Origin of the sequence: Thioalkalicoccus limnaeus, from assembly GCF_041197575.1 — a bacterium.
Classification (GTDB): Bacteria; Pseudomonadota; Gammaproteobacteria; order Chromatiales; family Chromatiaceae; genus Thioalkalicoccus; species Thioalkalicoccus limnaeus.
On sequence record NZ_JBDKXB010000014.1, the window covers coordinates 44,633 to 66,762 of the forward strand.

Consider the following 22,130-nt stretch of genomic DNA (forward strand, 5'->3'; position numbering starts at 1 on the left):
AAGCGAACGCAGCGCCTCAGGCCACCTGCCGCAAGGGCCGCTCGCCGGCCCTCGCCAAGAGGGCACGCGCACTCGCGCTCCCCGGCTTGAGGTCGATCCGTTCATTGATCAGCGCCCTTGCCAGGTCAAGCTGTCCATCGCGCAACGCGGCCTCGATCAAGGTCAGGTCGATCAGATCCCGCTGGGCATGGCTGCCGCCGAACCGATTGGCCCGATCCCGAACGGGGCGCAGTAAGCGAACCGTCTCGGCGAAATCGCCTGCGCCGAAGGCCTGGATGGCTCGGGTGACCGGAGCTCCCACCTCGCATACGAAGAAGCGGTTGTCGCCCGTGCCAGACAGGGCTTGGTGCTGCGCCGCGAGCAGGGTCCTGGCGGCTGTGGACCGCTGCGCACCCGCGAAGGCCATCATGGCGTGGGCATCGTTGAAGGCGTAGTTACCCGCGTCTGCGATCGGCTCCCAGCCATCCGCCACGGCGTGCCAGCGATCCCCGACCGGGATGCCGCGAAGCGTCAGGCGCCACAGGAGCGCGGCGGCGTCGATCATGTCGAGCACGACCCGGGAGCGCGGGCCGTAGATGGGTCCGTCGAACAGCCGCAGGACCGCGTCGACCTCGCCCAACTCCAGGTAATAGAGCGCCAGGTGCCACCAGTTGTGCACCGCGAAGAAGTTGTCGACCGACCAGGCGTCTGAGTCGCTGCGCAGCCACTCGATGCCCTCGGTCGGGCGACCCTGCATCTCCATCACATGGGCCACGGCGTGCCAGGCCCAGGCATCATGGCGCTCCAGCTCGACGGCCCGACGGCCCGCGGCCTCCGCCCGCGCGTAGAGTCCGCTCTCCTCCAGCCCGAAGGCGTGCATCCCGATGACGGCGTGATAGCCGGGCATCCCGGCCGACCAGGCCGGCAAGGCGCGGGCGATGCGGTCGCGCAGCCGGCGGGTCGAGCCGGTGTAGAAGTCCACCAGATGTCCAATCTGCAGCGCGAGGATGTCCGTCGGGTACTCGATCGTGAGGTCTTCCAGTACCCGGGAGGCCATCTGCCATTCACTGTCCACCAGATGTTGCACCGCGGCCAGATGAGCGCGCTCGCGTGCCGTGCTCGGTAGGGTCTGGGCCGCCTCCAGGTCCGCGCGGGCCACGGCAAATCCGTCGGGCTCTGTCCCCAGCAGATGCAGATAGGCATGGAGGACGTGGGCCAGGATGAATGCCGGACTCTGGCCCACCGTCTGCTCCGTCGTCGCCACCGGGTCACCCCGATAGCATTGAAACTCGTGGAGCGCCTGCTGATAGAGATCGGCGGCGGCCGGGCCAGCACCGCTCATGGGTAGGTCAAGGGCGTCGTTGCGGGTCATCGCGATTCCTCCTCGCTCGGGTGTGTCTGTAGCTTGACCCACCGGAGTGCTCCGGTGTTGACATCAGCCTACCCCGCGCCCGCTATTTGGCCGTGAAACTGGCGTGAAAGATGAGGGAAAAACAGCGATGAAGCGTCCGAAACCCTCCGATAACAAAGGCGCCACCAGCGGGTAGCCGGCGCGTTACATCAAGGGTCCAGACTCATCGGCAACCGGATCGGAAATGACGGCTCGCCACTCGATCCGGGAGACCCCAGACCACCAGGCCCCATCGACGTGGGGTCCTGGGCCGACAAATCGGAGGAGACCCTCATGTTCAAGCGTACGACGGTGTTGATCTACGGCGTCCTGAGCTACGTCGTGTTCTTTGCCACCTTTCTCTATGCCATCGGCTTCATCGGCAACTTCCTGGTGCCCAAATCGATCGACTCGCCTGCGGAGGCGCCGCTGTGGTTCGCCATGCTGGTCAACAGCCTGCTACTCGGTATCTTTGCCGTGCAGCACAGCGTCATGGCCCGCCCGGCCTTCAAGCGCTGGATCACCCGCTTCATCCCGCCGGCGGCAGAGCGCAGCACCTACACCCTCACGGCCAGCCTGCTGCTGATCGCGGTGTTCATCGGGTGGCAGCCGATGGGCGGGGTCATCTGGAACGTGACCGATCCGGTCGGTCAGGCCGTGCTCTACGGTCTTTACGCCTTCGGTTGGACGCTCGTGCTGATCGCGACCTTCCTGATCAACCACTTCGACCTGTTCGGCCTGCGCCAGGTATGGCTCGAGTTCACCGGCCGGCACTACACGCCGCTGCGCTTCAAGACGCCGGGGCCCTATCGGTTGGTGCGTCACCCGCTCTATGTCGGCTGGCTCTTCGTCTTCTGGGCGACCCCGACCATGACGGCGGCCCACCTGCTGTTCGCACTGCTGACCACGGGCTACATCCTGATCGGCATCCGCCTGGAGGAGCGCGACCTGCTCAAGGCACACCCCGAGTACGCCGGCTATCGCAGGCATGTGCCCATGCTGATCCCCCGCCTCGGCGGCCAGGGTCGTGGCGGCCGCCGGGTTACGCCGGCTGGCAACGAAAGCTGAGCCATCCCAGCGTCCCGGTCGGCGGACATTCCGCCGCCGGCCGGAACCACCAATAGAAGACTGACTGGACCATCCAACCGTTCATCGACCCGAACCCTGAGGAGCAATCACCATGGCCGTCATGAGCCCCATCGATTTCGACGCCGAATATCTTCGTCACAAGGTCCGCGAGACCTACGACCAGGTCGCCCGCGACCCCCATGCGACCTACCACTTCCACCGCGGTCCCGACTATGCCCGCGAGTACCTGGGCTATGACCCCGAGGAGCTGGCCGCGCTGCCGCCGATCTCCGTGGACCGCTTTGCCGGCGTCGGCAACCCCTTCGCCGCCGGCGACATCTACCGCGGCGAGACGATTCTCGATCACGCCTGCGGTGCCGGGACGGATCTGCTGATCGCGGCCCGTCGTGCCGGCCCCGAGGGCCGGGCCATCGGGGTCGACATGACCCCCATGATGCGCGAGTGCGCCCAGCTCGGGGCGCAGCTCGCCGGGCTCGCCGATCGGGTCGAGATCCGCGACGGACGCTACGAGGCCCTGCCGGTGCCGGATGCCAGCATCGATGTCGTCCTCTCCAACGGCGTGGTCAACCTGGCCCCGGACAAGACCCAGGTGTTCCGTGAGATTCATCGGGTGCTCAAGCCGGGTGGTCGCCTCTATCTCGCCGACGTGGTCGTGGCCCGCGAGCTAACCCTGGATGCGCGCACCAATCCGGACCTGTGGGCCGCCTGCATCGCCGGTGCCTTGGTCGAGGACGAACTCCCCGCCCTGGCCAAATCCGTCGGGCTGCGTCGCGGTCGGCTGGTCGGCTGCTACGACTGCTTCCGCAACACCAGCGCAGCCGACAAGGTCGCCAAGGACCTCGAGGTCCACGGCGTGACCTTCTTCGCCATCAAAGGTGCGAATTAGTCACCCCCCCGGCCGTGCCGGGGGCCCGTTCATCGTCCCGCGCGCGGCGCCCGGGATCGCGGGCGGGCCAGAACCCGGGCATCGCCGCGGCGACAGGCACCTCTTCCCGAGCCGACAGCATGAGTCGCTCCGTCTCTCGGTCCGGCAGTACGCTCGCATCGTGAAGCGATGGGTGGGCCGGATCGGTGCCAATCATCAGGAGTGCGGGAGCCATTCTCTGCGCCGGACCAAAGCGACACGGGTTCCTCCAGCGTACGAGGAACTTGCCGGCCATGATGAGAAAAAGGCAGTGGATCGCGGATTAGGGAGAGACACAACAGGCCACCGAAAGTTGGGGGGCACCGTCCGGTCCCTTGGCATGAGGCGGATGACGCGCTGGAAATAGCAGAACGCACCGACGGAGGGCAGGCAAAACGGACCTGATATTGGCCGCCTCTGGGCCTCGAACCTCTTCTGTCGGCCTCCGTTCGAACACCGCCGCTTTAACGGACTGCGTCATCAGCAATTTACTCCCGGCACGCTATACAGCACCCGCCTGCTTGTTCCGTTGTTCACCGCTATCCACGAGTATAGTGGCTTCCCGTTGGTCCAGTTTCTCGAGACTGACGGGCGCCAGGGGACTCAACCACCAAGCCAAGACAAGGACGAACAAGCCCGTCCCGCCGCTGGCGCGCACCGCCAAGTTACCGAAACGGGATTCGAGCCCCTCGATATTCAGCCCGATCTCGCCACTCAGAAACCAGCCGAACAGCCCGGCCAGCAAGGCGGCGAAGAGCGCCAGGATGCGGTGCTTGTATTCTGGGAGCGGGTCCGGGGCGAAGACGAACACGGCGACCAGGAAGGCCAGCAGCAGGCCGCCGAAGATCCAGCTGCCGAGGGACTGCGAGACGGCTCGCGCCTTCTTGGGAGAGCTTCGAGGCATGGGTGGCCATTCCTGTGCGGTCAGAGGGCGATGCTCATCTGGGCCTTCTCTTGGTTCAGGGGCGCAATCCCCCCTCCCGCGCATCGAACACATTGACTTCTAAGTTGAGCGGCGCTGTATCTCGTCCAGGCGCCGCCGGCCGATCTTGGGACTTCAGAGCCGGCTTGATACGATGGAGCATTGGGGCTCCTACCCGCCAAGCAAGGGGGGACGTGGGGCTGGGCAACCGCGACGTCCACGATGCGGCGCATGACCGACGTGACCGGTGAGATCAAGCGCCAAGCCCTGGTCGAGCAGGTGGTCGATAACCAGACCATGCGGATGCTGGCGCCCCAGGTCACGCAGGCGGCCAACGACTGACAGCGAGCCACCCCGATGCCGAATCGGGGCGGGCGCGGCCCGCGGGTCGACACGTCAACCCGGGGATCCTTGAACAGCGCCTGCACTTGGGCAGTGGTGCGCGCAACCCGGACGAGATCGGCCGTGACGTCCCCCGGGGACGAGACGAACAACCTGGCCCGTCTATGGGTGTTCACCTCGCCGGACTCAGGGACTCACACGGCAACGACGGCCCCGCCGTGTTCAGCGTCGACGGCGCGGATTCCAGGGGTGTGTCAGCACGCTGTCGCCGCGGGTGCGCCGTGTTTCGCTGATCCGATCCTCCTGCACTCACCCAGCCGGGATGTCCGACATGACCAGCCGTAACTGCGCCAGAGATGGTGAGTTGTCGCTCCTGGGACGCAACCGTCACCGAGCCTGACCAGCGCGGTGATCGCTCCAAAGGGCCGATGAAGGTGGTTCACTGAAGCCGTCCCCAAGCCACGCGCCGCTGCCGGTCCTTCCCAGCCAGACCCAGTATCCTATCGGCTCCAGGCATTCACACGGGACCGAAGCTTGGCCCGTTAAGGCGGTGGGATTCGGCCGCCCTCAGCCCCCGACCTCAGCGCCATCGTCGGCGGGTCCAAGGTCAAGGACGGCCGCGCCAAGATCGATCCGACCGGAGCGGAGGATCCGCGCCGTCACGCCACCATGGCCTCGCATCGCGTTGTAGCCTCCAGCGCCCAAGACCTCCTCCATCCGCGAGCAGGGATGACACAGGCCGGAGCCCTCGAGCACCGCCTCGCCGATCTGGAAGCGCCGACCCTTAAGCGCCAGCAGGTTGATCCCGGACACCACAAGGTTGCGGCGCAGTTCCTCGGGCGCGGGCGCGGCACGGCCCAGCAGGGCGCCGATCACCGCCAGGTGCTCGGCCTGGATCAAGGTGACTTGGCGCGCGCCGTGGCAGCGTGTGTGGTAGTGATCACCCTCGAGACCCTGGCCGGCGAGGGCGATAACGGTCCTTAGCGCCTGCACGGGTGCACGGCGCTGCGGGCGGATGCCGATCCAGTCGACACGTCCGGCGCGTGGGAAAGTCGACAGCAGGGTTCGGATGTCTGGCATAGGATGCGGATAAGCCGGTGGCAAGGCGGATCGATCGGCCCGAGCGGGTCTTGCCCTGTTTGCGTGTCCTTCGGTGACGCCGTTGTTCTCGGCATCCGGGAGGGTATGGTGTCTCGCCACATGACTGACAACGCCCCGAGGTCGATCGAACCGTGTCCCGCCTGATCATGCATGTCGATCTCGATGCCTTCTACGCGGCCATCGAGCAACGCGATCATCCCGCGTGGCGCGGTCGTCCGCTGGTGGTCGGGGCAGCACCGGGCCAGCGCGGTGTCGTCGCGACCTGCTCCTACGAGGCGCGCCGCTTCGGCGTGCACTCGGCGATGCCGATCGCGCAGGCGGTGCGCCGGCTGCCGCCCGAGACCCTCTATGTGCGCCCGCGGATGGCGCGCTACGCGGAGGTCTCCCGGCAGGTCATGGCCGTGCTGGAGACCTTCACTCCCCTCATCGAGCGGGTCTCGATCGACGAGGCCTATCTCGATGTGTCGGGGCTGACAACCTTGATGGGACCGCCCGCGGTCATCGGGCAGCGGGTCAAGGCGCGGATCCGCCAAGCGGTCGGCCTCACTGCCTCGGTCGGGATGGGTCCGAACCGGCTGATCGCGAAGCTCGCCTCCGAGGCCCAGAAGCCCGATGGCTTGACCCTGGTGCCGGCCGAGCAGGTCGGTGATTTTCTCGCGCCGATGCCCTTCACCGTGCTGCGCGGTGTCGGCATCAAGACGGCGCCCCGGCTAGCGCGGCTCGGTGTCGCGACGGTCGGGGATGTTCGCCAGTTGCCCTTGGCCACGCTGCGCCAGCATCTCGGGGCTCGGATGGGCACACGGCTTCATCAGCAGGCCCAGGGCCTCGCCGATGACCGGGTCTATCCAGCCAGACCACGGAAGTCGATCTCCAAGGAGACGACCTTCCCGGAGGACGTCACCGATCCCCGGATCCTGCAGGATACCTTGCGCTGGGCGGCCCAGGAGGTCGGCTCGCTGGCCAGGCAGGGACGGCGCCTGGGGCATGTGGTCACGCTGAAGATCCGCTTTCACCCGTTCGAGACCCACACGCGCTCGCGGACGCTGCGGGTACCGACCGCGGATGATGTCGCGCTCTTGCGCGCCGCCTGGTCGCTGTTTCAGGCCGAGCCCTGGACGGGCCGCGCGGTCAGACTGATCGGCTTGGGCATTTCCGGCTGGCCGGAGCGGGATGCGGATGGACAGTTGGACCTGTTCGCTGCTCAGGTGGCTGAGCATCATCCGAACCCGGATCGCCTCGCCGTGACCCTCGAGGCGATCCGTGGCCGGTTCGGCCCAGATGCCATTCAGCGGGGGTGGCGTCGTCGGTCGGTGGACTGACGGTCAACCAGGGGTATCGGGTGATCCAGGTGCCCTACCCTGTCGCCATGGCCGCCGAATCGATCGGCTTGTCCGAGACCACGTGGGCGGCACCCAGCAGCAGGCCGGGCACTCGAGCAGTGGCTCCCCGGCCTCACATCGGCACCCGATTGGGACCCTCCCTTGGGCGACACGGGCGACAGGGGCGACATTTGCATCAAAACAAGCACTTGCGCTGGGCGACAGCGGGGCGACAAGGGGCGACACTTCCGGCGAGGTGTCGCCCCTTGTCGCCCTTTTGTCGCCCTCTTTTTTTCACCGCAACCCACTGAAAAGATGGATTTGTCGCCCGTGTCGCCCCTGTCGCCCCGGGTAGGGGCGCGTGAGCGGTCTCGTCGACACGGGTCGACAGCCGTCAGCTTCTCATTCGAAGGTGTTCACGCCGAGTTCGCCTGCCCATCGAGGTGCGTGATCGCGCCCCAGTGCGCGCCGTCGCGGTAGACCAGCCAGGCCTGCTCCAGGGTCGCGAGCGCGGCATCGCGGCGCGACTCGGTGCGGAGCGTCTTGGGCCCGATGCGCAGCATCGCGCGCTCGTTTGCGCGCGCGTTGGGCTGCTCCAGGAGCCACGCATAGAGCTTGAGGGCACCCGCGCGGGCATCCTGCACATCGCGTTCACCGAAGACCCCACGCCAGGTCTCCAGGGCGTAGCTGGCCAGCGCCATCCCCTGGCGCAGGGCCTCGGCTTCGAGCCGAGTCGTTTCACCATGGTCAAAGACCGTCAGCACCCCGGCAATACGGAATGCCTGCTCGGTGAGGCGCACGGCGAACGGCTTGATATCGCGCAGCCTGGCGCCGCGTCCTTTCGCTTGGCGCTCCATACGTTCGAAGAAGGCCCCAGCCAGTTTCAACGCCTCAGGGCTCGGCTCGAGAACCCGGAGCCCGCCACAGTCTTCACCGAGCGCCTGCGCCAACAATCGGTTGCAGGCTCGCCAATAGTCACCGATCAGCGGATCCTGGTCGGCCCGCCAGCGCTGCGCGCGGCGCGGGAGGGCTGGCTCCGGCCAGGCGAGCAGGAAACGTGGCCAGAAGCCGATGTTCGCGAGCAACGGGTCGAGCAAGGTATCCTGGGCCGCCTCCGGCTGCAGCATCCAGTGCAGCGAGAGTCGGCGGTCATAAAGCTGGATGCGGCCCGCGGTGCCGCGCGCCACCGACACCTCGCCGTCGTCCCACAGGCCGTTGAAGGTAGCCGCCGTCTTGGCGCGGTTGTCCCGGCTCATGCCGTAGCCGGTGAGGACGGCAGCGGCCTCGGCGGTGAAGACGCCTTGCGAGGGCACGCCTTGGAGGAAGCTGCGTCGCAAGCCCTCGACGGTCCCATCCCGAGCGATGCGGTAAGGCTCCCGCGGCGGGATCGCGGCCGACTCGCCCGGCGGCGATTGGGCGATGGCCTCGAGCTCGGCCCGATAGGCCCGGGCCTCGTTGCGCTGGCGAGCCTGGATCGCCGCCTGGGCGACGCTGTCGACAGCCGACTTGCCGTCGCCTGACTCGCCGATCGTCAGGAGATACAGTGAGAGCGGTTTGACCGCCTCGAGGGTCCGGACATTGGCGATCGATTGAGTCAACAGCGCCGCGCTCGCCAGAAGCGACTGGCCGGCCAGCGCGGGGCGCACCTGAAGCCCGGCGACCAGGGCGCGACAGGCATCAGCCAGAGGTCCCAGGGCATCGGTCGGATAGTCAAGGTTAGGGCCGTGGTCTGGCGCCAGCCGTTGCTCGGCACGACGCCGCAGGGCCGCCTTGTCGAACCCCGGACCACCCTGCCCGGAACGCGTTGTGGAAGATCCCAGCGGTGCGGATCGCGAGGCGGTCGGGAAAGGCCGACCGAGTCCCAGTCCGCGTGCGGCCTCGATCCGACGTGCCTCGGCGAGCAAGGTGACGTCCAACACGGGATCCGCGTCACGACTTGCGGAGTCCATGAACGGAGGCTGGAAGATCGGACTGACAGGACGTGCGTCCTGGTCATCCGGTGCCGGTGGCGGCAGCTCAAACGGTGGGGCAGTCAGGGTCATCGATCCGTCTCACAGGACAGCGTGAGACCAACGGTGACGTCAGTCGGCACAGGCCCCGAGCGGATGCCGCCCCCGTTGCGGTGCGGTACACTGTGGCGTGCCGGTGCTCAACCGTTGGCCGCGGTTGGAGCTTCGTGGCCGGCGCCTTGGCCGGCGCCGGCCGACGGTATCCGTAACGCCCCACTGTCAGAGTCAGTGGGGCGTTCGCTTATCGGCCGTCGTGCTTCAGCCCGGTTGGTCCCGCGCGGCGGCCGCGCGTGCGGCTTGCCACTGTTCGATCTCCTCGACATCCCATACGACGGTACACAGACCCAGGCGAATCGGCGCGGGCATCAGCCCGCGGGCAACCCACCGGCGCAGCGTCGAACGATGGACCGAGAGATGGTTGGCGAGCGCACGCTCGCGGAGATAGCGACGAGGCGTAGCGAGGGTAGCCATGAGCGATGTATCCGTTCTAAACCATAACAATCGGTGGTAAGCTGACCGCCGAGACAAGGTGCGCCGACTCTCCGGCAGATGTTACGGTTTGATACAATAACAGACACCATGGAAAACGCAACACCCCACGACGCCGCGCCTCGTGACGCTGAACTGCTCGATGTCCTGAAAACCGGCTTTGGACTCGACTCCGATGCCCAGGTGGCGGCCTTCCTGGGCATCACGCGGACGACCATCCACAGCGTACGCCACGGCAAGGCGCGATTAGGGATCCTGCAGCGGATCAAGATCCTCGATCACATTGGCTTTCTGCACAGCCGGCAATGGCTGGAGAGCCTGTTGCCGGAGCGGCTCAGCGAGCGCATCCGCCGCTCGAGCCACAGGCTGGCCCGACGCCAAGTCCGGGCCCGGCAGCGTCTGAAGCGCGACTTGGACGTGGAGGGCGAGCTCCTCGATCTCGTTCAGGATGCCTGCGGGTTCCGTACCGATACCGAGTTGGCGGAGTTTCTCGGCGTGGCGCGCAACACCATCTCCAACGTGCGGGCAGGACGCGCCAGTCTGGGGCCGCGTCCGCGCTTGCGCATCCTCAACCAGTTTGCTCCGTTCGACACCGAGCGGGTCGATGCGGTGCTGGACTCCACCGATGCCTTGATCGAGGCGGTACGAGAGTGGATGGACCGTCAAGGGGAAAATAGGGAACACGACGCTTAGCTTGGTTTCTCGCGCAGGCGTAACAGGCCCAGCGCCCTGCACTCGCAATCTGAGCTCGGCCTCGAGGATCCCCGGGGCACCGCTACGCAAGATGTCACAGATTTACCTGCGCACCGCACTCAATCGAAGGATGTCCGTTGGTAACGAGATCGCTTCGAGCGACCTCTGGCCATGTCCCCCGTTCTGAGGTGGAGGATGGCAAGCGCCCTGCCCATCGCGACGACCACCCGTCACGGTGTCTCCTTATCCAGCAGCACCAGCAGGCGAACGCCAGGATCAGATGTGGTATCTGCGTGGACGCGTGCGCGCAAGCTCACAATCACGGCCCAGCAGCGAGAATCGAACGCGACTACAGACGCGACTACAAGACGATGTTTCCGCCGAAAAGGAAAAAGCGGCTAGCCAATTTCTCAGCTAACCGCTTGCTTTTATTGGTCGGGGCGAGAGGATTTGAACCTCCGACCACCTGAACCCCATTCAGGTGCGCTACCAGGCTGCGCTACGCCCCGGAAGACTGGTCAGCGTACCGCGCACCTCGCTCTATGTCAAACCATGGCTCAACCGGAGGTGGCGCTGTAAGGGGCGTGGTCATGCTTGCCACTTCGGTGGTCATCGCGGCACTCGACGCAAAGCGCCGCACGGCCTAGGCGATACCGCAGAGCGGCGATCACGAGTCACCGAGGGTTTTGATGAGCGGTCTGAATCAACGACGCTGGCGCGCCGAAAAACGAAACGAAACGAAACGAAACGAACCGCACCGGTGGCCATGACAAGGATCCTCGGCCGACGGGTTGATCGGCCATCAGATCTCAGTGCTTGCCCAACGATGCGGTTCACCAAACCACGGATTACCGCACTTCACGTACGATGTGGTTCGGGGCCGCGATGATCGCCGCGACCGTCATCAGTCCATGGCCGCGAAAACGCGCATCCGGAAACGCAGGTCCTTGTCCATCGCGTCGGCGATCTCGTTGTACTGATCGACGCTGATCTGCGCCGCGTCGAGTGCCGCCAGCGCACTGCCCTGAGCCTCTTTGCGCAGCGCCTGCGCCTGCTCGACCTGGTCAGCACCTGGGAACGCGGCCCGGAACTTCGCACTGATGCCCTTCAGTTCAGCGAAGGCCGCGGCGAAGCGATCAAGCGTGTCCGCATCGACATCCGGGATCGCGGCGGGGGGCTGGCCCCAATCTAGTCCCGGAGCCGTGTAGGGCACCGCACCCGGCGTCTTGGTCCAAGTTGGAGATTCGCCCTCAGCGGGCACCTGCGACACACTGCACCATTGCGCGGTGCAGGACCAGGCCGTGTAGGGAAACTGACCGGGGATCGCCCTTGCCGAGGCAAGCGCAGGCAGGCAGAGGGCCGCGGAAACGGCCACCAGTAGCATGGTACGGCTCTTGGACATTTGGATTGCTCCTCTCGGTTGAGATTCTGTGACAGATCAGGCTTGCGCGGGCCGACACCCGTCGGTGAGATCACGCGACGGTCGTCGACCCAGCGGACGGGACGAGGATCAGTTCAGACGGGCAAAGAGACGCATCCGCAGATCCGTGTCGCGGTCCATCGCGCTGGCGACATCGTTGTATTCGTCCAGTGTGATCTCGGCCGCTTCAAGCGCCGCCATGGTCTCGGCCTGCGCGGCTTCGCGCAGTTCCTGAGCCTGCTGCTCGGTCTTGGCCGCCTGCAGCTTGGTGGCGAAGTCGCCGGTGATCTCCTTGACCTTGCCGAAGGCGGTCACGAAACGATCGAGGGTTTCGCTCTCGAATTGCACCTCGGCGGGGGCCCCCGGCGTGTAAGCGCGGACGTGCGGTACCCGGGTCCATGTCAACTCATCGCTGGTTGCCGGCAAAACGGCCGGGCTGCACCATTGGCCGCTGCAGGACCAGGCGGTGTAAGGGAACTGACCAGGGACCCCAGAACCGAGACCCGACTCCGGCGCCTTGCCCGGGAGCGCTTTCGGCGCCCACCCGATCCCCTCGTGATAGGGGAGCGCGGACGGCGTGGTGGCGCTGGCAATGCCGGACACGCACAAGGCAGCGGATAAGACTAGGAGTCGAGCGGTGAACTTCTTCGCCATCTGATTGTTCCTCTCGTTGGGTTGTCGATCGAATCACCACGATTCTTGGCGTGGTCACGCGCAGGAATTAGCAAGGTCTATGCCGCTTTTGCCCCAGCAGCGAATCGACTCTCCGCTCAGTCACATGGCCACTTACCCGGCACAGCCGAACGACAGCGGGTACCAGTGTGACACACCACCATCGTGGCGCATGTGCCAATGTGGCACATCATCAGCCCGACGCCTCATCGTTCGTCGAGATAACGATAGAGCGTCCGTCGACCGATACCGAGGATCTTGGCCGCCTGGCGTTTGTTCTGGTCGACCCGCTCGAGGACCTGTGCGACGTAGCGACGCTCCAGCTCTCGCAGGGTCGGTAGCGGCTCCTCCTCGTCGATCAACTGGTCGAGGCAGGAAGTCGCCACCGTATCACCCTGTGGTTGCGGCCTAGCGCCACGAATACGCTCGGGCAGATCGTCGATATCGATCTCGCCAGTCCGGCAGAAGACGACGGCCCGCTCGATCGCGTTGGAGAGTTCGCGGACATTGCCGGGAAAGGAATACGCCTTGAGACACTGCATCGCGGCCTCGGTGATGCGGCACACTGGGGGCGTACAGGACTTGCCAAAGCGCGCAACCAAAAAGGCGGTCAGAAGCTCGATATCCTCGCCGCGCTCGCGCAGCGGCGGGATCGACAGCGAGAAGGTCTCGAGGCGATAGAAGAGATCCGCCCGGAAACGCCCGGCCTCGATCTCTTGCTCCAGATCACGGTTGGTGGCGGCGATGACGCGGACATCGAAGACCCGCTCGCGATTCTCGCCGACCGCCCGCGCCTGCCCGTCCTGCAAGACACGCAGCAATTTCGCCTGCATCGCCGTCGGCATCTCGCCGATCTCGTCGAGCAGCAAGGTCCCCTTGTCGGCCTCCGCGAACAGACCGCGGCGCGCCCGCTGGGCGCCGGTGAAGGCACCCGCGGCGTGACCGAAGAGCTCGCTTTCGAGAAGCTCGGCCGGAATCCCGGCGCAATTGATCGCGACAAAGGCCTCACGGCGCCGCTCGCTCTCGGCATGAATCGCACGCGCGACCATCTCCTTGCCGACCCCGCTTTCGCCGGAAAGCAAGACCGGGCCACTGGCTCGGGCGATCCGCTGGATCTGCTCGAACAGGCGGCGCATCACCGGGCTGCGTCCGAGCACGCCGTGAAAATCGGCGCCGCCGATCAAGCTCTGATAACGCCTGTACTCCCGGTCGATCGTGCGTCGTTCGAGATTTCGTTCGACGCTGAGTGCCAGATGGTCGAGATCGAGCGGTTTCGTCAAGAAATCATCGGCTCCTCGTTTCAGGGCCGTGACGGCCTGCTCGACGGTGCCGAATGCAGTGATGATGACGAAGGCCGGCGGATCCTCGGACTCCTTGACGAGCGACAGCAGATCCAGGCCGCTGGCATCCGGCAGGCGCAGATCCGAGACCACCAGGTCGAAGGCCTGGGTCGCCAACAAACCACGCGCCGCATCGGCGTGTTCGGCGGTCGCCACCTCGAGGCCGGCCTCTCCGAGCTCGATCGCGATCAAATCGCGCAGCGGACGGTCGTCCTCGACCACGAGGACGCGACCGATCAATGGCGCCCCGCTGCTCACCTCTTCGCCTCGTCGGCTACCGGGAGACACAGACGAAACCGCGCGCCGCCGAGGGCCTCGCTGCGATCCACTGTGATGGAACCACCATGCTCGCGCGCGACCGTCTCGACCAGAGCCAGGCCCATGCCAGTGCCCTCGCCCGACGCCTTTGTCGTGAAGAAGGGATCGAAGATCCGCGCGCGGATCGCCTCTGGGACACCTGGCCCAGCGTCCTCGATCTCGTAGCACAGCCGATCGCCGTCGTGGACCCAACGGACCGAGACGGTACTGCCCCGACCGGCCTGGAGGGCGTTGTCGAGCAGATTGTGCAGCGCTTGTTCCAAGCGGACCGGGTCCGCTAACAGGCTCGGAGCCGGGCGCGGCCCCTCGGTGCGCACCGACCTCGGCGGGCTGTCCGGGTCCGCGTTCAGTTGCGCGAGGGCCCCCTGCAATGGAAGGTCCATCGCAATCGATCGCCGTTCCGGCGGGCGCGCGCGGGCATAGTCGAGCAACTGTTTGATCAATCGCTCCATGCGCGCCACTTCCTGCCGGACCACGCCGAGGGCGCGAACGACCCGTTCTGGCAGGTCCTGATGGCGTTGCGCGCGCTGGGCCTGCCCGCCGATGGTGCTCAATGGGCTGCCGAGTTGATGCGCGATGCCGGCGGCGAAGTGGCCCAGGGCCGCGAGCTTTTCGGATTGGTGCAGGCGCTGCACCAGGGCCGTTTCCCGGGCCTGCTGCGCGCGCAGCGCCTCGTGCGATTGCGCGATGCTATCGAGCATCCCGTTCAACGCCGACGTGAGCTGGTGGAATTCGCGCGGCCCTTGAGGCACGATGCGGTGATCGAGGTTGCCGGCCTCGATCTTCCCCAGGCCGTCATTGATCGAAGCCAGATGCCGACCGATCACCCATCGATAGCCACCGATGAAGATCAGCGCGATCGCGACCCCGGTCCCGACGATAAAAAACCCGGTTTGGCGGCGCACCTGACCGAGATAGTGATCGAAGTCGCTGGCCCGACGCGTGATTTGGAGCATGCCGACGATCCGTTCGCCGGCATCGGTCAGGGGCACGAAATACGAAAAGACGGCGTCGGGACTCGTGTCGAGGAATTCGCCGCCGCGCAAGCCGAGCAGCGCCAATCCCGACGCGCGTTCCGAGGGTACCGAGACCTGGGATGCACCGGCGGACGCGACCAACTGACCTTGCTCCCCATACACGTAGATGCCATAGACCTGGTCGAAATCGAAGGCGGCCTCGAGCACCCACTGCAATCCTTCCGGTCGTTGATGAATGAGCGCCTGACTCAAGGGGAAACGCAGTGCGCGCCCGATCAAGGCGATCTCGTCCTGCATGCGGCTGCTCGCGTGCGACTCCAGCAAGCGCAGGCTCTGCCAACCAGTCAGCGTCATCGTCGTCAGCAACGGCAACAGGATGATCGTCAACAAGGCCCGATTGATCGACCAGGGTTGCGACCGCCATCGGATCGATGTCCGGGCCGGGGAACTCATCGAATCTGACATGCTGCCCTCTCGTGCGTCCTCCAGCGACTCGCCGCCATCAGCAGGACGATCGTCAACCGAGCCCGAGGCGATGGCGCACGCGCCGCAACCAATAACTGTCCGCCACCAGAACCAGCGCGATGATCGCGACGATCAACAATTGGTACCAGAGGCTGCCGAGCCACAGGGGGGTCACGCCACGTTGCAGCCAGTTTTCCGCTAAACGCTGGAGGTTGAAGAAACTGAAATAGGTCAGGAAAGCCAACAGCAGGCGCCCGGTGCCCCGCTGTCGCGGAGACGAGGTGCTCAGTGGTACGGCGATCAAACCCAAGGTGAAGATCGCCAAGGGTCCAGCCAAGCGGTTGCCGAGTTCGGCGCGATCCGCCCGATCATCGGACTGGAGCAACTCCCAGGTCGGCTTGCTCGCTCGACGGTGCCTTCGCGGCTCGATCGTCCGCGCCTCGATCCACACGCGATAGGACGCAAACTCGCCGAGCCCGTAGGCCGCATCGCCCGGTCGTCCGTCATACCGCCGGCCGTTCAGCAGCGTAACCACATGGTCACCGGTCTGGTCATCGATGCGATGGTACCCCTCTTCACTGACCACGAGTCGTTCGACGTCGCCACGCCGATCGTGGATGAAGATCTGCCGCAGTCGGCGACGCTCGTCGATCTCTCCGATGTACAAGGTCACACGGCCATCGAACTGCTGATAGAAGCGCCCGGCCTGCAGCCCCGCGATCTGAAATCCCTGATGCTGTTGATGCGCGCGGATACCCTGGATCTCGGCCACCGCCCAAGGTTTGACGAACAGCGCAGACCAGGCGGTCACGATCGCCAACGGCAGGGCCAGGTACAGAAGTGGGCGATAGAGCTGAGCGGCGCCGATTCCGCCGGCATGCAGCGCGATCAGCTCACTGTCACGCGCTAGGCGGCCATAAGCGACAAGGACCGCGAGAAAGAAGGCCGGCGGCAACAGACTCGCCATCTCGCGCGCGACCTCGAGGGCCAGGAAACGCAGCACCAAGTTGGCATTGAGCGCGCCGAGGCTGGCCTCCTCGAGGACGCGCAGCAACAGCATGCTGACAATGACCAGGGTCAGAACCCCAAGTACCGCGAGGAAGACCTTGAGGACCTCGGTCAGCAGATAGCGATCGATGATCCGCAGCATCCTGGTCGTCTACCCGCGGCCGAATCGCCGATCAACCGCTCATCGAGCCGGCCGGCAAGCGCCCGCGGGCCACACCCGATGAACGCTCAAGTCGCACGGACATGCAGTCGATTCATGACCCGCTGGAAGGCGCCGCCGGTCAGTTCCGACAGGCCTTCGTCCGCTGCATCGATGGCGTCCAGGATGCGCTGCTCGTCATCCCGATTCGGCCGGTCGAGCACGTATCCAACGACTTGCGCCTTGTCGCCGGGATGACCGATGCCGATACGCAACCGCCAGAAGTCGCGGCTGCCCAGTTGCTGGATCGTATCGCGCAAGCCGTTATGTCCGGCGTGACCGCCGCCGAACTTGAGGCGCAGGCTACCGGGCGGCAGATCGAGCTCGTCATGCGCGACCAGGATGCGTTCTGGCGGGATCGCGAAATAACGCGCCATCGCCGCGACGGCCTGGCCACTGTGATTCATGAAGGTGGTCGGTTTGAGCAGCCGTAGATCGCCACCATCGACGGCCAATCGGCACGCCAGGCCGTGCAAACGGGTTTCGGTACGGAAGGCGACAGCATGGCGCGCCGCAATGCGGTCGACGAGCCAGAAGCCGACATTGTGGCGGGTCGGCTCATAGCGGGGGCCTGGGTTTCCCAGGCCCACCATCATGCAGATACCGTCCCCGACGGATACCCTGTCTACCATCGCGCGGATCCCGGCCGAGCCGTCGCAGAAGCAGGATCAAACCGGCTCTTCCCCTTCTTCCGAAGACACATCGCCGGTGCGGCCGCTGTAGATGATCACGACCGGCTCGTCCTGATCCGCGGCCGACGCCAAGGCGACGCCTTCCGGCAACGGTAACGCGGACAACAGCAACGAATCGCCGATGTCCATCTCCGACATATCGATACTGATGAACTCTGGCAGGTCCTTCGGCAGACAGACGATCTCCACCTCGGTCAGCAGATGCGACACCCACCCACCGAGCTTGACGCCCTTCGACTGCTGTTCGTTGACGAAATGCAGCGGGACCGTCATCCGGATCTGCTCGTCAGCGCTGACACGTTGGAAATCGGCATGCAGGATGAAGGGCTTCGCCGGATGCCGCTGCAGATCTTTCAATACCACCTTCGTCGCTGTGTCCCCGATCTTCAGGGTCAGGATGTGCGAATAGAAGGCCTCGTTCTCGAGATGCCGGATCAGATCATTGTGGACCACCGAGATCGGTTCCGGAGCCCGGTGACCGCCGTACACGATGGCCGGCACGAGGCCCGTGCGCCGCAGGCGGCGGCTCGCACCCTTCCCTGCTCCGCTCCGGGGTTGACCAATGACATCAAAACTCACGCTCATGGGCGTACTCCAAACATCGAGTGACAGACAAGTTCCCGCCGACCCGCGACCAGGCCGGGGGGTATCCAAGAAATCCGAAACAAAACAACCAGACGATGGCCCCAGTCAGCGATGGCACCGGACTCCCAGGCTGTCCCGAGGGCGTTCCCAGGCGAGTCGAGCCAGCGTGGGGGCACAAATCCAGGGGGTAGACCGGGGTTCCTGGCCCGACGTTCGGATCCCTGCCACGCCGTTGGGCGCGTCGGCAGCAGGCCGGCGTTCGTTCACGACCCCTCAGTCCACGAACAGAGAGCTGACCGACTCTTCGTTCGAAACACGGCGCATCGTCTCCGCGAGCAATTCGCCGATGCACAGCTGGCGGATTCGCCCGCAAGCCAACGCCTCCGGACGCAGCGGGATCGTATTGGTGACCACCAGTTCGTCGAGCTGCGACTGCTCGATGTTGTCGACGGCCGACCCGGACAGCACGGCATGGGTGCAATAGGCCGCAACCCGGGCCGCTCCGTGGTCCTTCAAGGCCGCCGCGGCACGGCACAGGGTACCGGCGGTATCGACCAGATCGTCGACCAGCACACAAGACCGCCCCTCGACATCGCCGATGATGTTCATGACCTTGGCCTCGTTGGCGCGCGGCCGGCGTTTATCGATGATCGCGAGATCCGCGTCATCGAGCCGCTTCGCCAGGGCCCGGGCCCGCACCACGCCCCCGACGTCGGGAGACACGACGATCAGGTTCGGATACTTCTGTCGCCAGACCTCCCCAAGCAGGATCGGGGACGAGTAGACATTGTCGACCGGAATGTCGAAGAAGCCCTGGATCTGATCCGCGTGCAGGTCCATCGTCAACACGCGATCCGCGCCGGCATTCCCGATCGCCTTCGCGACCAAACGGGCGGTGATCGGGACGCGCGCCGAGCGGGGCCGGCGGTCCTGCCGGGCATAGCCGAAATAGGGGATCACGGCCGTGATCCGTTTGGCCGAGGCCCAACGCAGCGCATCGATCATCACCAACAACTCCATCAGGTTGTCGTTGGTGGGGGCGCAGGTCGGCTGGACGACGAAGACGTCCCGACCCCGGACGTTCTCCTGGATCTCGGTCATGACCTCGCCGTCGCTGAACTGGCCGACCACGGCCTTGCCCAGCGACAGACCAAGATGCCAGGCAATCTTGGCGGCCAAGGCCGGGTTGGCGTTCCCGGAGAAGACCATCATGTGGCTAGCGGGCACAGCCATAGACCTCGAATCTGTGTCATTGGCCCGGGAACGCTCCGCATCCGCTTCGCCGAACCTTCTTAACGAATCCACAGCCGCGAGCCCTTACGGATCAGATGTCCGAGCCCTGTTCCCTCGACTTGGGTATCTCGATGATGGCTGGGGCGCCAGGATTCGAACCTGGGAATGCTGGGATCAAAACCCAGTGCCTTACCGCTTGGCGACGCCCCAAAAACGTCAACTACTGTCGTTCAACCGCTGCCACAGTGGCGATCGGTTCAGACCACGGGCGACGAAGGCCGTCCAACCCTCGGGCACATGCATCAGCGCCTCCTGTGCCGACTCGCTCGCCGCGAAAGTCGCAAAGACGCAAGCCCCGGTGCCGGTCAACCGCGCCTCTCCCCAATCGCCCAGCCAAGCCAATGCGGCCGCCACTTCTGGGTAACGGCGGGTGACGACGGCCAGACAATCGTTTTCCGTCGCCCCGGAGAGAAAGCGCGAAAGTGTGATCGGCGGCGAATCTCTTGTCAAGTCAGGATCGGCGAAGACCGCCCCCGTCGACACATGGCACGGCGGACAAACAACCAGATACCAGGGCTCGGGCAACAAGATCGGCGTCAGTGCCTCGCCGACGCCCTCGCCCCAAGCCGCCGAGCCACGGACGAAGACCGGCACATCGGCACCGAGCTGTAATCCCAGATCGGCCAGGGTATCGGTACCGAGATGTGTTTCCCACAAGTAATCCAGCGCAACGAGGGTCGTCGCCGCATCAGAGCTACCGCCGCCCAGGCCACCGCCCATCGGCAGCCGTTTGCAGACATCGATGGCCACGCCGTCTCGGCAACCGGTGAACTCTTGAAGCGCGCGCGCGGCCCGGACCGTCAGGTCTTGCTCGGGCGGCACCTCGGCCGGACCGCCGACTCGCTCGATGACGCCATCGGCGCGAGGGGTGAACTGAATCAGATCACAACGCTCGATGAACTGGAACACCGTTTGAAGCCGATGGTAGCCATCGGCACGGCGTCCGAGGATTCGGAGCATCAGATTCAACTTGGCCGGAGCCGGCCACGCCTGCTGCCAAGCGCTCGAGGCTCTCATCGGCCCGGGGTCCGGCGCGAATGACGAAAATGATCGATGACGCGCAGAAGAACTTCATTGTCGGGTTCGGCCGCGATCGCCTCGTCCCAGATCCGCCACGCGGCATCGCGCCGACCCAAGACCCAGAGGGTCTCGCCGAGGTGGGCCGCGATCTCGCCATCCGGCATCATCTCGTAGGCGCGCTGCAGGTACTCGAGGGCTTCCGGGTAACGCCCCAACCGGAAGAGGACCCATCCCATGCTGTCCAGGAACGCCGGGTCGTCCGGTCTGATCGCCAACGCGCGCTCGATATAACCGTACGCTTCCTGAAAGCGATCGGTCTGATCCGCGAGGGTGTAGCCGAGCGCATTGAGTGCGTCGGCATGATCCGGGTTGGCCTCGAGGATCGCGCGCAGATCACGTTCGAGCCAATCGATGCGGCCCTGCTTGACACCGTGTATCGCCCGCGTGTAGAGCAACTCCTCATCGCCTGGGTGCGCCTCGAGCGCCTCATCGAGCAGCGCCATGGCCAGCTCGGTCTCGCCCTGTTCACGCAGCAGTTCGGCCTCGGTCAAAAACAAGGGTGCCGAGTGTTCCGGTGCTGCGTCACGCAAGCGCCGAAGGATGGCCCGCGCCTCGTCGAGGTGGCCGTCGAGCGCATGAATGCGCGCGATGCGCATTTGCGCATCCACGGCATTGTCGCCGCCGACCTTGCCGTACCAGGCCAGTGCCTTCGCGGGCTCACCGAGAGACTCCTCGATCTGCCCGAGGTAGAAGGCCGCGTCATCCCGCCGCTGCCCGGTCGCATGGAGCCGTTCGAAATAGGTACGAGCCGCCTCGAGATCCTCGAGCTGCAACGACAGGATGCCGATGGCGAAGAGGACGTCCGGTTCCTTCGGCGCATTCTGAAGCATGCGCTCGAAAACGTTGCGCGCATCGGAAAACTCCCTTTCCTCGACGAGGAGCTGCGCGTACAGCATCCTCATCGCGTCACCATCGGGCATCCTGTGGACGAACGCCTCGAGCTCGGACCGCGCCTCGGCGCGCTGACCCACCCCCAACAACAGCCGAACCAGCAAGGTTCGGGGTCGATCCCAGTCCGGGTCGAGTTCGATCGTCCGCCGGACCGCGGCGATCGCCGCCGTGTAGTCTCGCGCATCGGCCGCGACCATCGCCAGCGCATAGTGCGCGCTCGGGTTCTCCGGGTCCTCGGCGACCAAGGCCCGCATCAACTCCATCCGATGCAGCAGGGGTTCAATCGTCGCGATCAGGCCGACCACTTGCAGGAAGCCCTCTTGGCCCGCCAAGCCCGCGAGCCGCACCACCTGTTGCAAATGGGCCAACGCACGCTCCTGTTCGCCCCAAAGCACCGCGACATGCGCCGCGATCAGATGCGCAGACAGGGCCTCGGGGGCCAATCGTAGCCACAGGCGCACGGCCTGATCGGCAGCGCCGATGTCATTGGCCGCGAGCGCCGAGCGCGTCGCCAACTCGGCCAGGCCAGGATCCGACGCCAACTCCGCGGCCCGCAGGTAGTGCGCGAACGCCATCCACGGCTCACCGCGCTGACTGGCGATCTCGCCGACCAGCAGGTTGTACACGAGGTCCGCCGTTAGGCCGGCCGGAGCCCGGTCGAGCGGGCCGACGCTCTCGGCACCGGCCGGCATCGCATTGTCGGCCGGGTTGACACTGTCCGATAGACCATAAGCCGCAACCGAACCGGCCAGCGCGGCCAATGAGAGCAGCAGCGGAAAATGGCGAAGATTCATCATGGGTAGACGGTCGAGGCAGGACGTTGTGTGTCGTGTGCTACGAGTAACTACGAGTAACAGAGACAAGTTTAGCGGTCAGTATAACTGGGCCGTTCCGGATCCAGAAGGTTCCGTAGCGAATCCCTTAGCGACACGGATGGCTTGCATCTTGGCGCC

The 22,130-nt window shown here is 65.4% G+C and carries 19 protein-coding genes and 2 tRNA genes; 4 read left to right on the top strand and 17 right to left on the bottom strand.

Going from position 1 to position 22,130, the window contains the following annotated elements; all coding sequences use genetic code 11:
- Nucleotides 1-16: 16 nt before the first annotated feature.
- Nucleotides 17-1,351: a tetratricopeptide repeat protein gene (locus ABC977_RS11395; protein WP_369667386.1), complete on the bottom strand. Its 1,335-nt coding sequence runs from the start codon at nucleotides 1,349-1,351 to the stop codon at nucleotides 17-19.
- A 312-nt stretch (nucleotides 1,352-1,663) separates the two neighbouring features.
- On the opposite strand from ABC977_RS11395, the gene mddA reads away from it, so the two are divergent.
- Together mddA and ABC977_RS11405 are read left to right on the top strand one after the other, a co-directional pair.
- Entirely contained in the window at nucleotides 1,664-2,437 is a 774-nt protein-coding gene (gene mddA / locus ABC977_RS11400; RefSeq protein WP_369667387.1) for a methanethiol S-methyltransferase, read from the top strand.
- A gap of 112 nt (nucleotides 2,438-2,549) precedes the next feature.
- Nucleotides 2,550-3,344, top strand: a complete 795-nt coding sequence (locus ABC977_RS11405; RefSeq protein WP_369667388.1) for a methyltransferase domain-containing protein — start codon at nucleotides 2,550-2,552, stop codon at nucleotides 3,342-3,344.
- A gap of 520 nt (nucleotides 3,345-3,864) precedes the next feature.
- On the opposite strand, the gene ABC977_RS11410 is transcribed toward ABC977_RS11405, so the two are convergent.
- A complete protein-coding gene (locus ABC977_RS11410; RefSeq protein WP_369667389.1) occupies nucleotides 3,865-4,266 on the bottom strand; it encodes a hypothetical protein in 402 nt (133 codons plus the stop codon).
- A gap of 927 nt (nucleotides 4,267-5,193) precedes the next feature.
- The gene (locus tag ABC977_RS11415) at nucleotides 5,194-5,706 is read right to left on the bottom strand and encodes an MOSC domain-containing protein (protein ID WP_369667390.1); all 513 of its coding nucleotides are present in this window, start codon (nucleotides 5,704-5,706) and stop codon (nucleotides 5,194-5,196) included.
- A 152-nt stretch (nucleotides 5,707-5,858) separates the two neighbouring features.
- Here ABC977_RS11415 and dinB point away from each other — a divergent pair, with 152 nt between their 5' ends.
- Entirely contained in the window at nucleotides 5,859-7,046 is a 1,188-nt protein-coding gene (dinB, locus tag ABC977_RS11420; RefSeq protein WP_369667391.1) for a DNA polymerase IV, read from the top strand.
- A gap of 416 nt (nucleotides 7,047-7,462) precedes the next feature.
- Here dinB and ABC977_RS11425 read toward each other — a convergent pair whose 3' ends face one another.
- Both ABC977_RS11425 and ABC977_RS11430 read right to left on the bottom strand, forming a co-directional pair.
- Nucleotides 7,463-9,088 (bottom strand): DUF3987 domain-containing protein, encoded by a 1,626-nt coding sequence (locus ABC977_RS11425; protein ID WP_369667392.1) that lies wholly within the window; start codon nucleotides 9,086-9,088, stop codon nucleotides 7,463-7,465.
- A 225-nt stretch (nucleotides 9,089-9,313) separates the two neighbouring features.
- Nucleotides 9,314-9,526: a helix-turn-helix transcriptional regulator gene (locus tag ABC977_RS11430; protein WP_369667393.1), complete on the bottom strand. Its 213-nt coding sequence runs from the start codon at nucleotides 9,524-9,526 to the stop codon at nucleotides 9,314-9,316.
- A 108-nt stretch (nucleotides 9,527-9,634) separates the two neighbouring features.
- Between ABC977_RS11430 and ABC977_RS11435 the strand changes: the two genes are divergently transcribed.
- On the top strand, nucleotides 9,635-10,237 hold the full coding sequence (locus ABC977_RS11435) for a hypothetical protein (RefSeq protein ID WP_369667394.1): 603 nt from the start codon (nucleotides 9,635-9,637) through the stop codon (nucleotides 10,235-10,237).
- A gap of 432 nt (nucleotides 10,238-10,669) precedes the next feature.
- Here ABC977_RS11435 and ABC977_RS11440 read toward each other — a convergent pair.
- The 12 genes from ABC977_RS11440 to ABC977_RS11495 form a co-directional block, all read right to left on the bottom strand.
- Nucleotides 10,670-10,746, bottom strand: a tRNA-Pro gene (locus ABC977_RS11440).
- A gap of 395 nt (nucleotides 10,747-11,141) precedes the next feature.
- Nucleotides 11,142-11,639 carry a DUF4168 domain-containing protein gene (locus ABC977_RS11445; RefSeq protein WP_369667395.1) on the bottom strand — a complete coding sequence of 166 codons (498 nt, stop codon included), beginning with the start codon at nucleotides 11,637-11,639 and terminating at the stop codon, nucleotides 11,142-11,144.
- Nucleotides 11,640-11,747: 108 nt separating this feature from the next.
- Complete coding sequence (locus ABC977_RS11450) at nucleotides 11,748-12,311, bottom strand: DUF4168 domain-containing protein (protein WP_369667396.1); 564 nt, start codon at nucleotides 12,309-12,311, stop codon at nucleotides 11,748-11,750.
- Between the two features lie 224 nt (nucleotides 12,312-12,535).
- Nucleotides 12,536-13,927 (bottom strand): sigma-54-dependent transcriptional regulator, encoded by a 1,392-nt coding sequence (locus ABC977_RS11455; protein WP_369667397.1) that lies wholly within the window; start codon nucleotides 13,925-13,927, stop codon nucleotides 12,536-12,538.
- Nucleotides 13,924-15,429, bottom strand: a complete 1,506-nt coding sequence (locus tag ABC977_RS11460; RefSeq protein WP_369667398.1) for a sensor histidine kinase — start codon at nucleotides 15,427-15,429, stop codon at nucleotides 13,924-13,926. Before ABC977_RS11460 ends, ABC977_RS11455 begins: the two co-directional genes overlap by 4 nt.
- Before the next feature lie 52 nt (nucleotides 15,430-15,481).
- Nucleotides 15,482-16,579: an LPS export ABC transporter permease LptF gene (gene lptF / locus ABC977_RS11465; protein ID WP_369667399.1), complete on the bottom strand. Its 1,098-nt coding sequence runs from the start codon at nucleotides 16,577-16,579 to the stop codon at nucleotides 15,482-15,484.
- An 86-nt stretch (nucleotides 16,580-16,665) separates the two neighbouring features.
- Nucleotides 16,666-17,229 carry an aminoacyl-tRNA hydrolase gene (gene pth, locus ABC977_RS11470; protein WP_369667419.1) on the bottom strand — a complete coding sequence of 188 codons (564 nt, stop codon included), beginning with the start codon at nucleotides 17,227-17,229 and terminating at the stop codon, nucleotides 16,666-16,668.
- A 75-nt stretch (nucleotides 17,230-17,304) separates the two neighbouring features.
- Nucleotides 17,305-17,913, bottom strand: coding sequence for a 50S ribosomal protein L25/general stress protein Ctc (locus tag ABC977_RS11475; protein ID WP_369667400.1), 609 nt, complete (start codon nucleotides 17,911-17,913; stop codon nucleotides 17,305-17,307).
- Between the two features lie 273 nt (nucleotides 17,914-18,186).
- A complete protein-coding gene (locus tag ABC977_RS11480) occupies nucleotides 18,187-19,140 on the bottom strand; it encodes a ribose-phosphate diphosphokinase (RefSeq protein WP_369667420.1) in 954 nt (317 codons plus the stop codon).
- A 141-nt stretch (nucleotides 19,141-19,281) separates the two neighbouring features.
- Nucleotides 19,282-19,356: transfer RNA gene (locus tag ABC977_RS11485), tRNA-Gln, on the bottom strand.
- Nucleotides 19,357-19,362: 6 nt separating this feature from the next.
- Nucleotides 19,363-20,223, bottom strand: a complete 861-nt coding sequence (gene ispE / locus ABC977_RS11490; RefSeq protein ID WP_369667401.1) for a 4-(cytidine 5'-diphospho)-2-C-methyl-D-erythritol kinase — start codon at nucleotides 20,221-20,223, stop codon at nucleotides 19,363-19,365.
- Complete coding sequence (locus ABC977_RS11495; RefSeq protein WP_369667402.1) at nucleotides 20,220-21,974, bottom strand: tetratricopeptide repeat protein; 1,755 nt, start codon at nucleotides 21,972-21,974, stop codon at nucleotides 20,220-20,222. Before ABC977_RS11495 ends, ispE begins: the two co-directional genes overlap by 4 nt.
- Nucleotides 21,975-22,130: the final 156 nt, after the last annotated feature.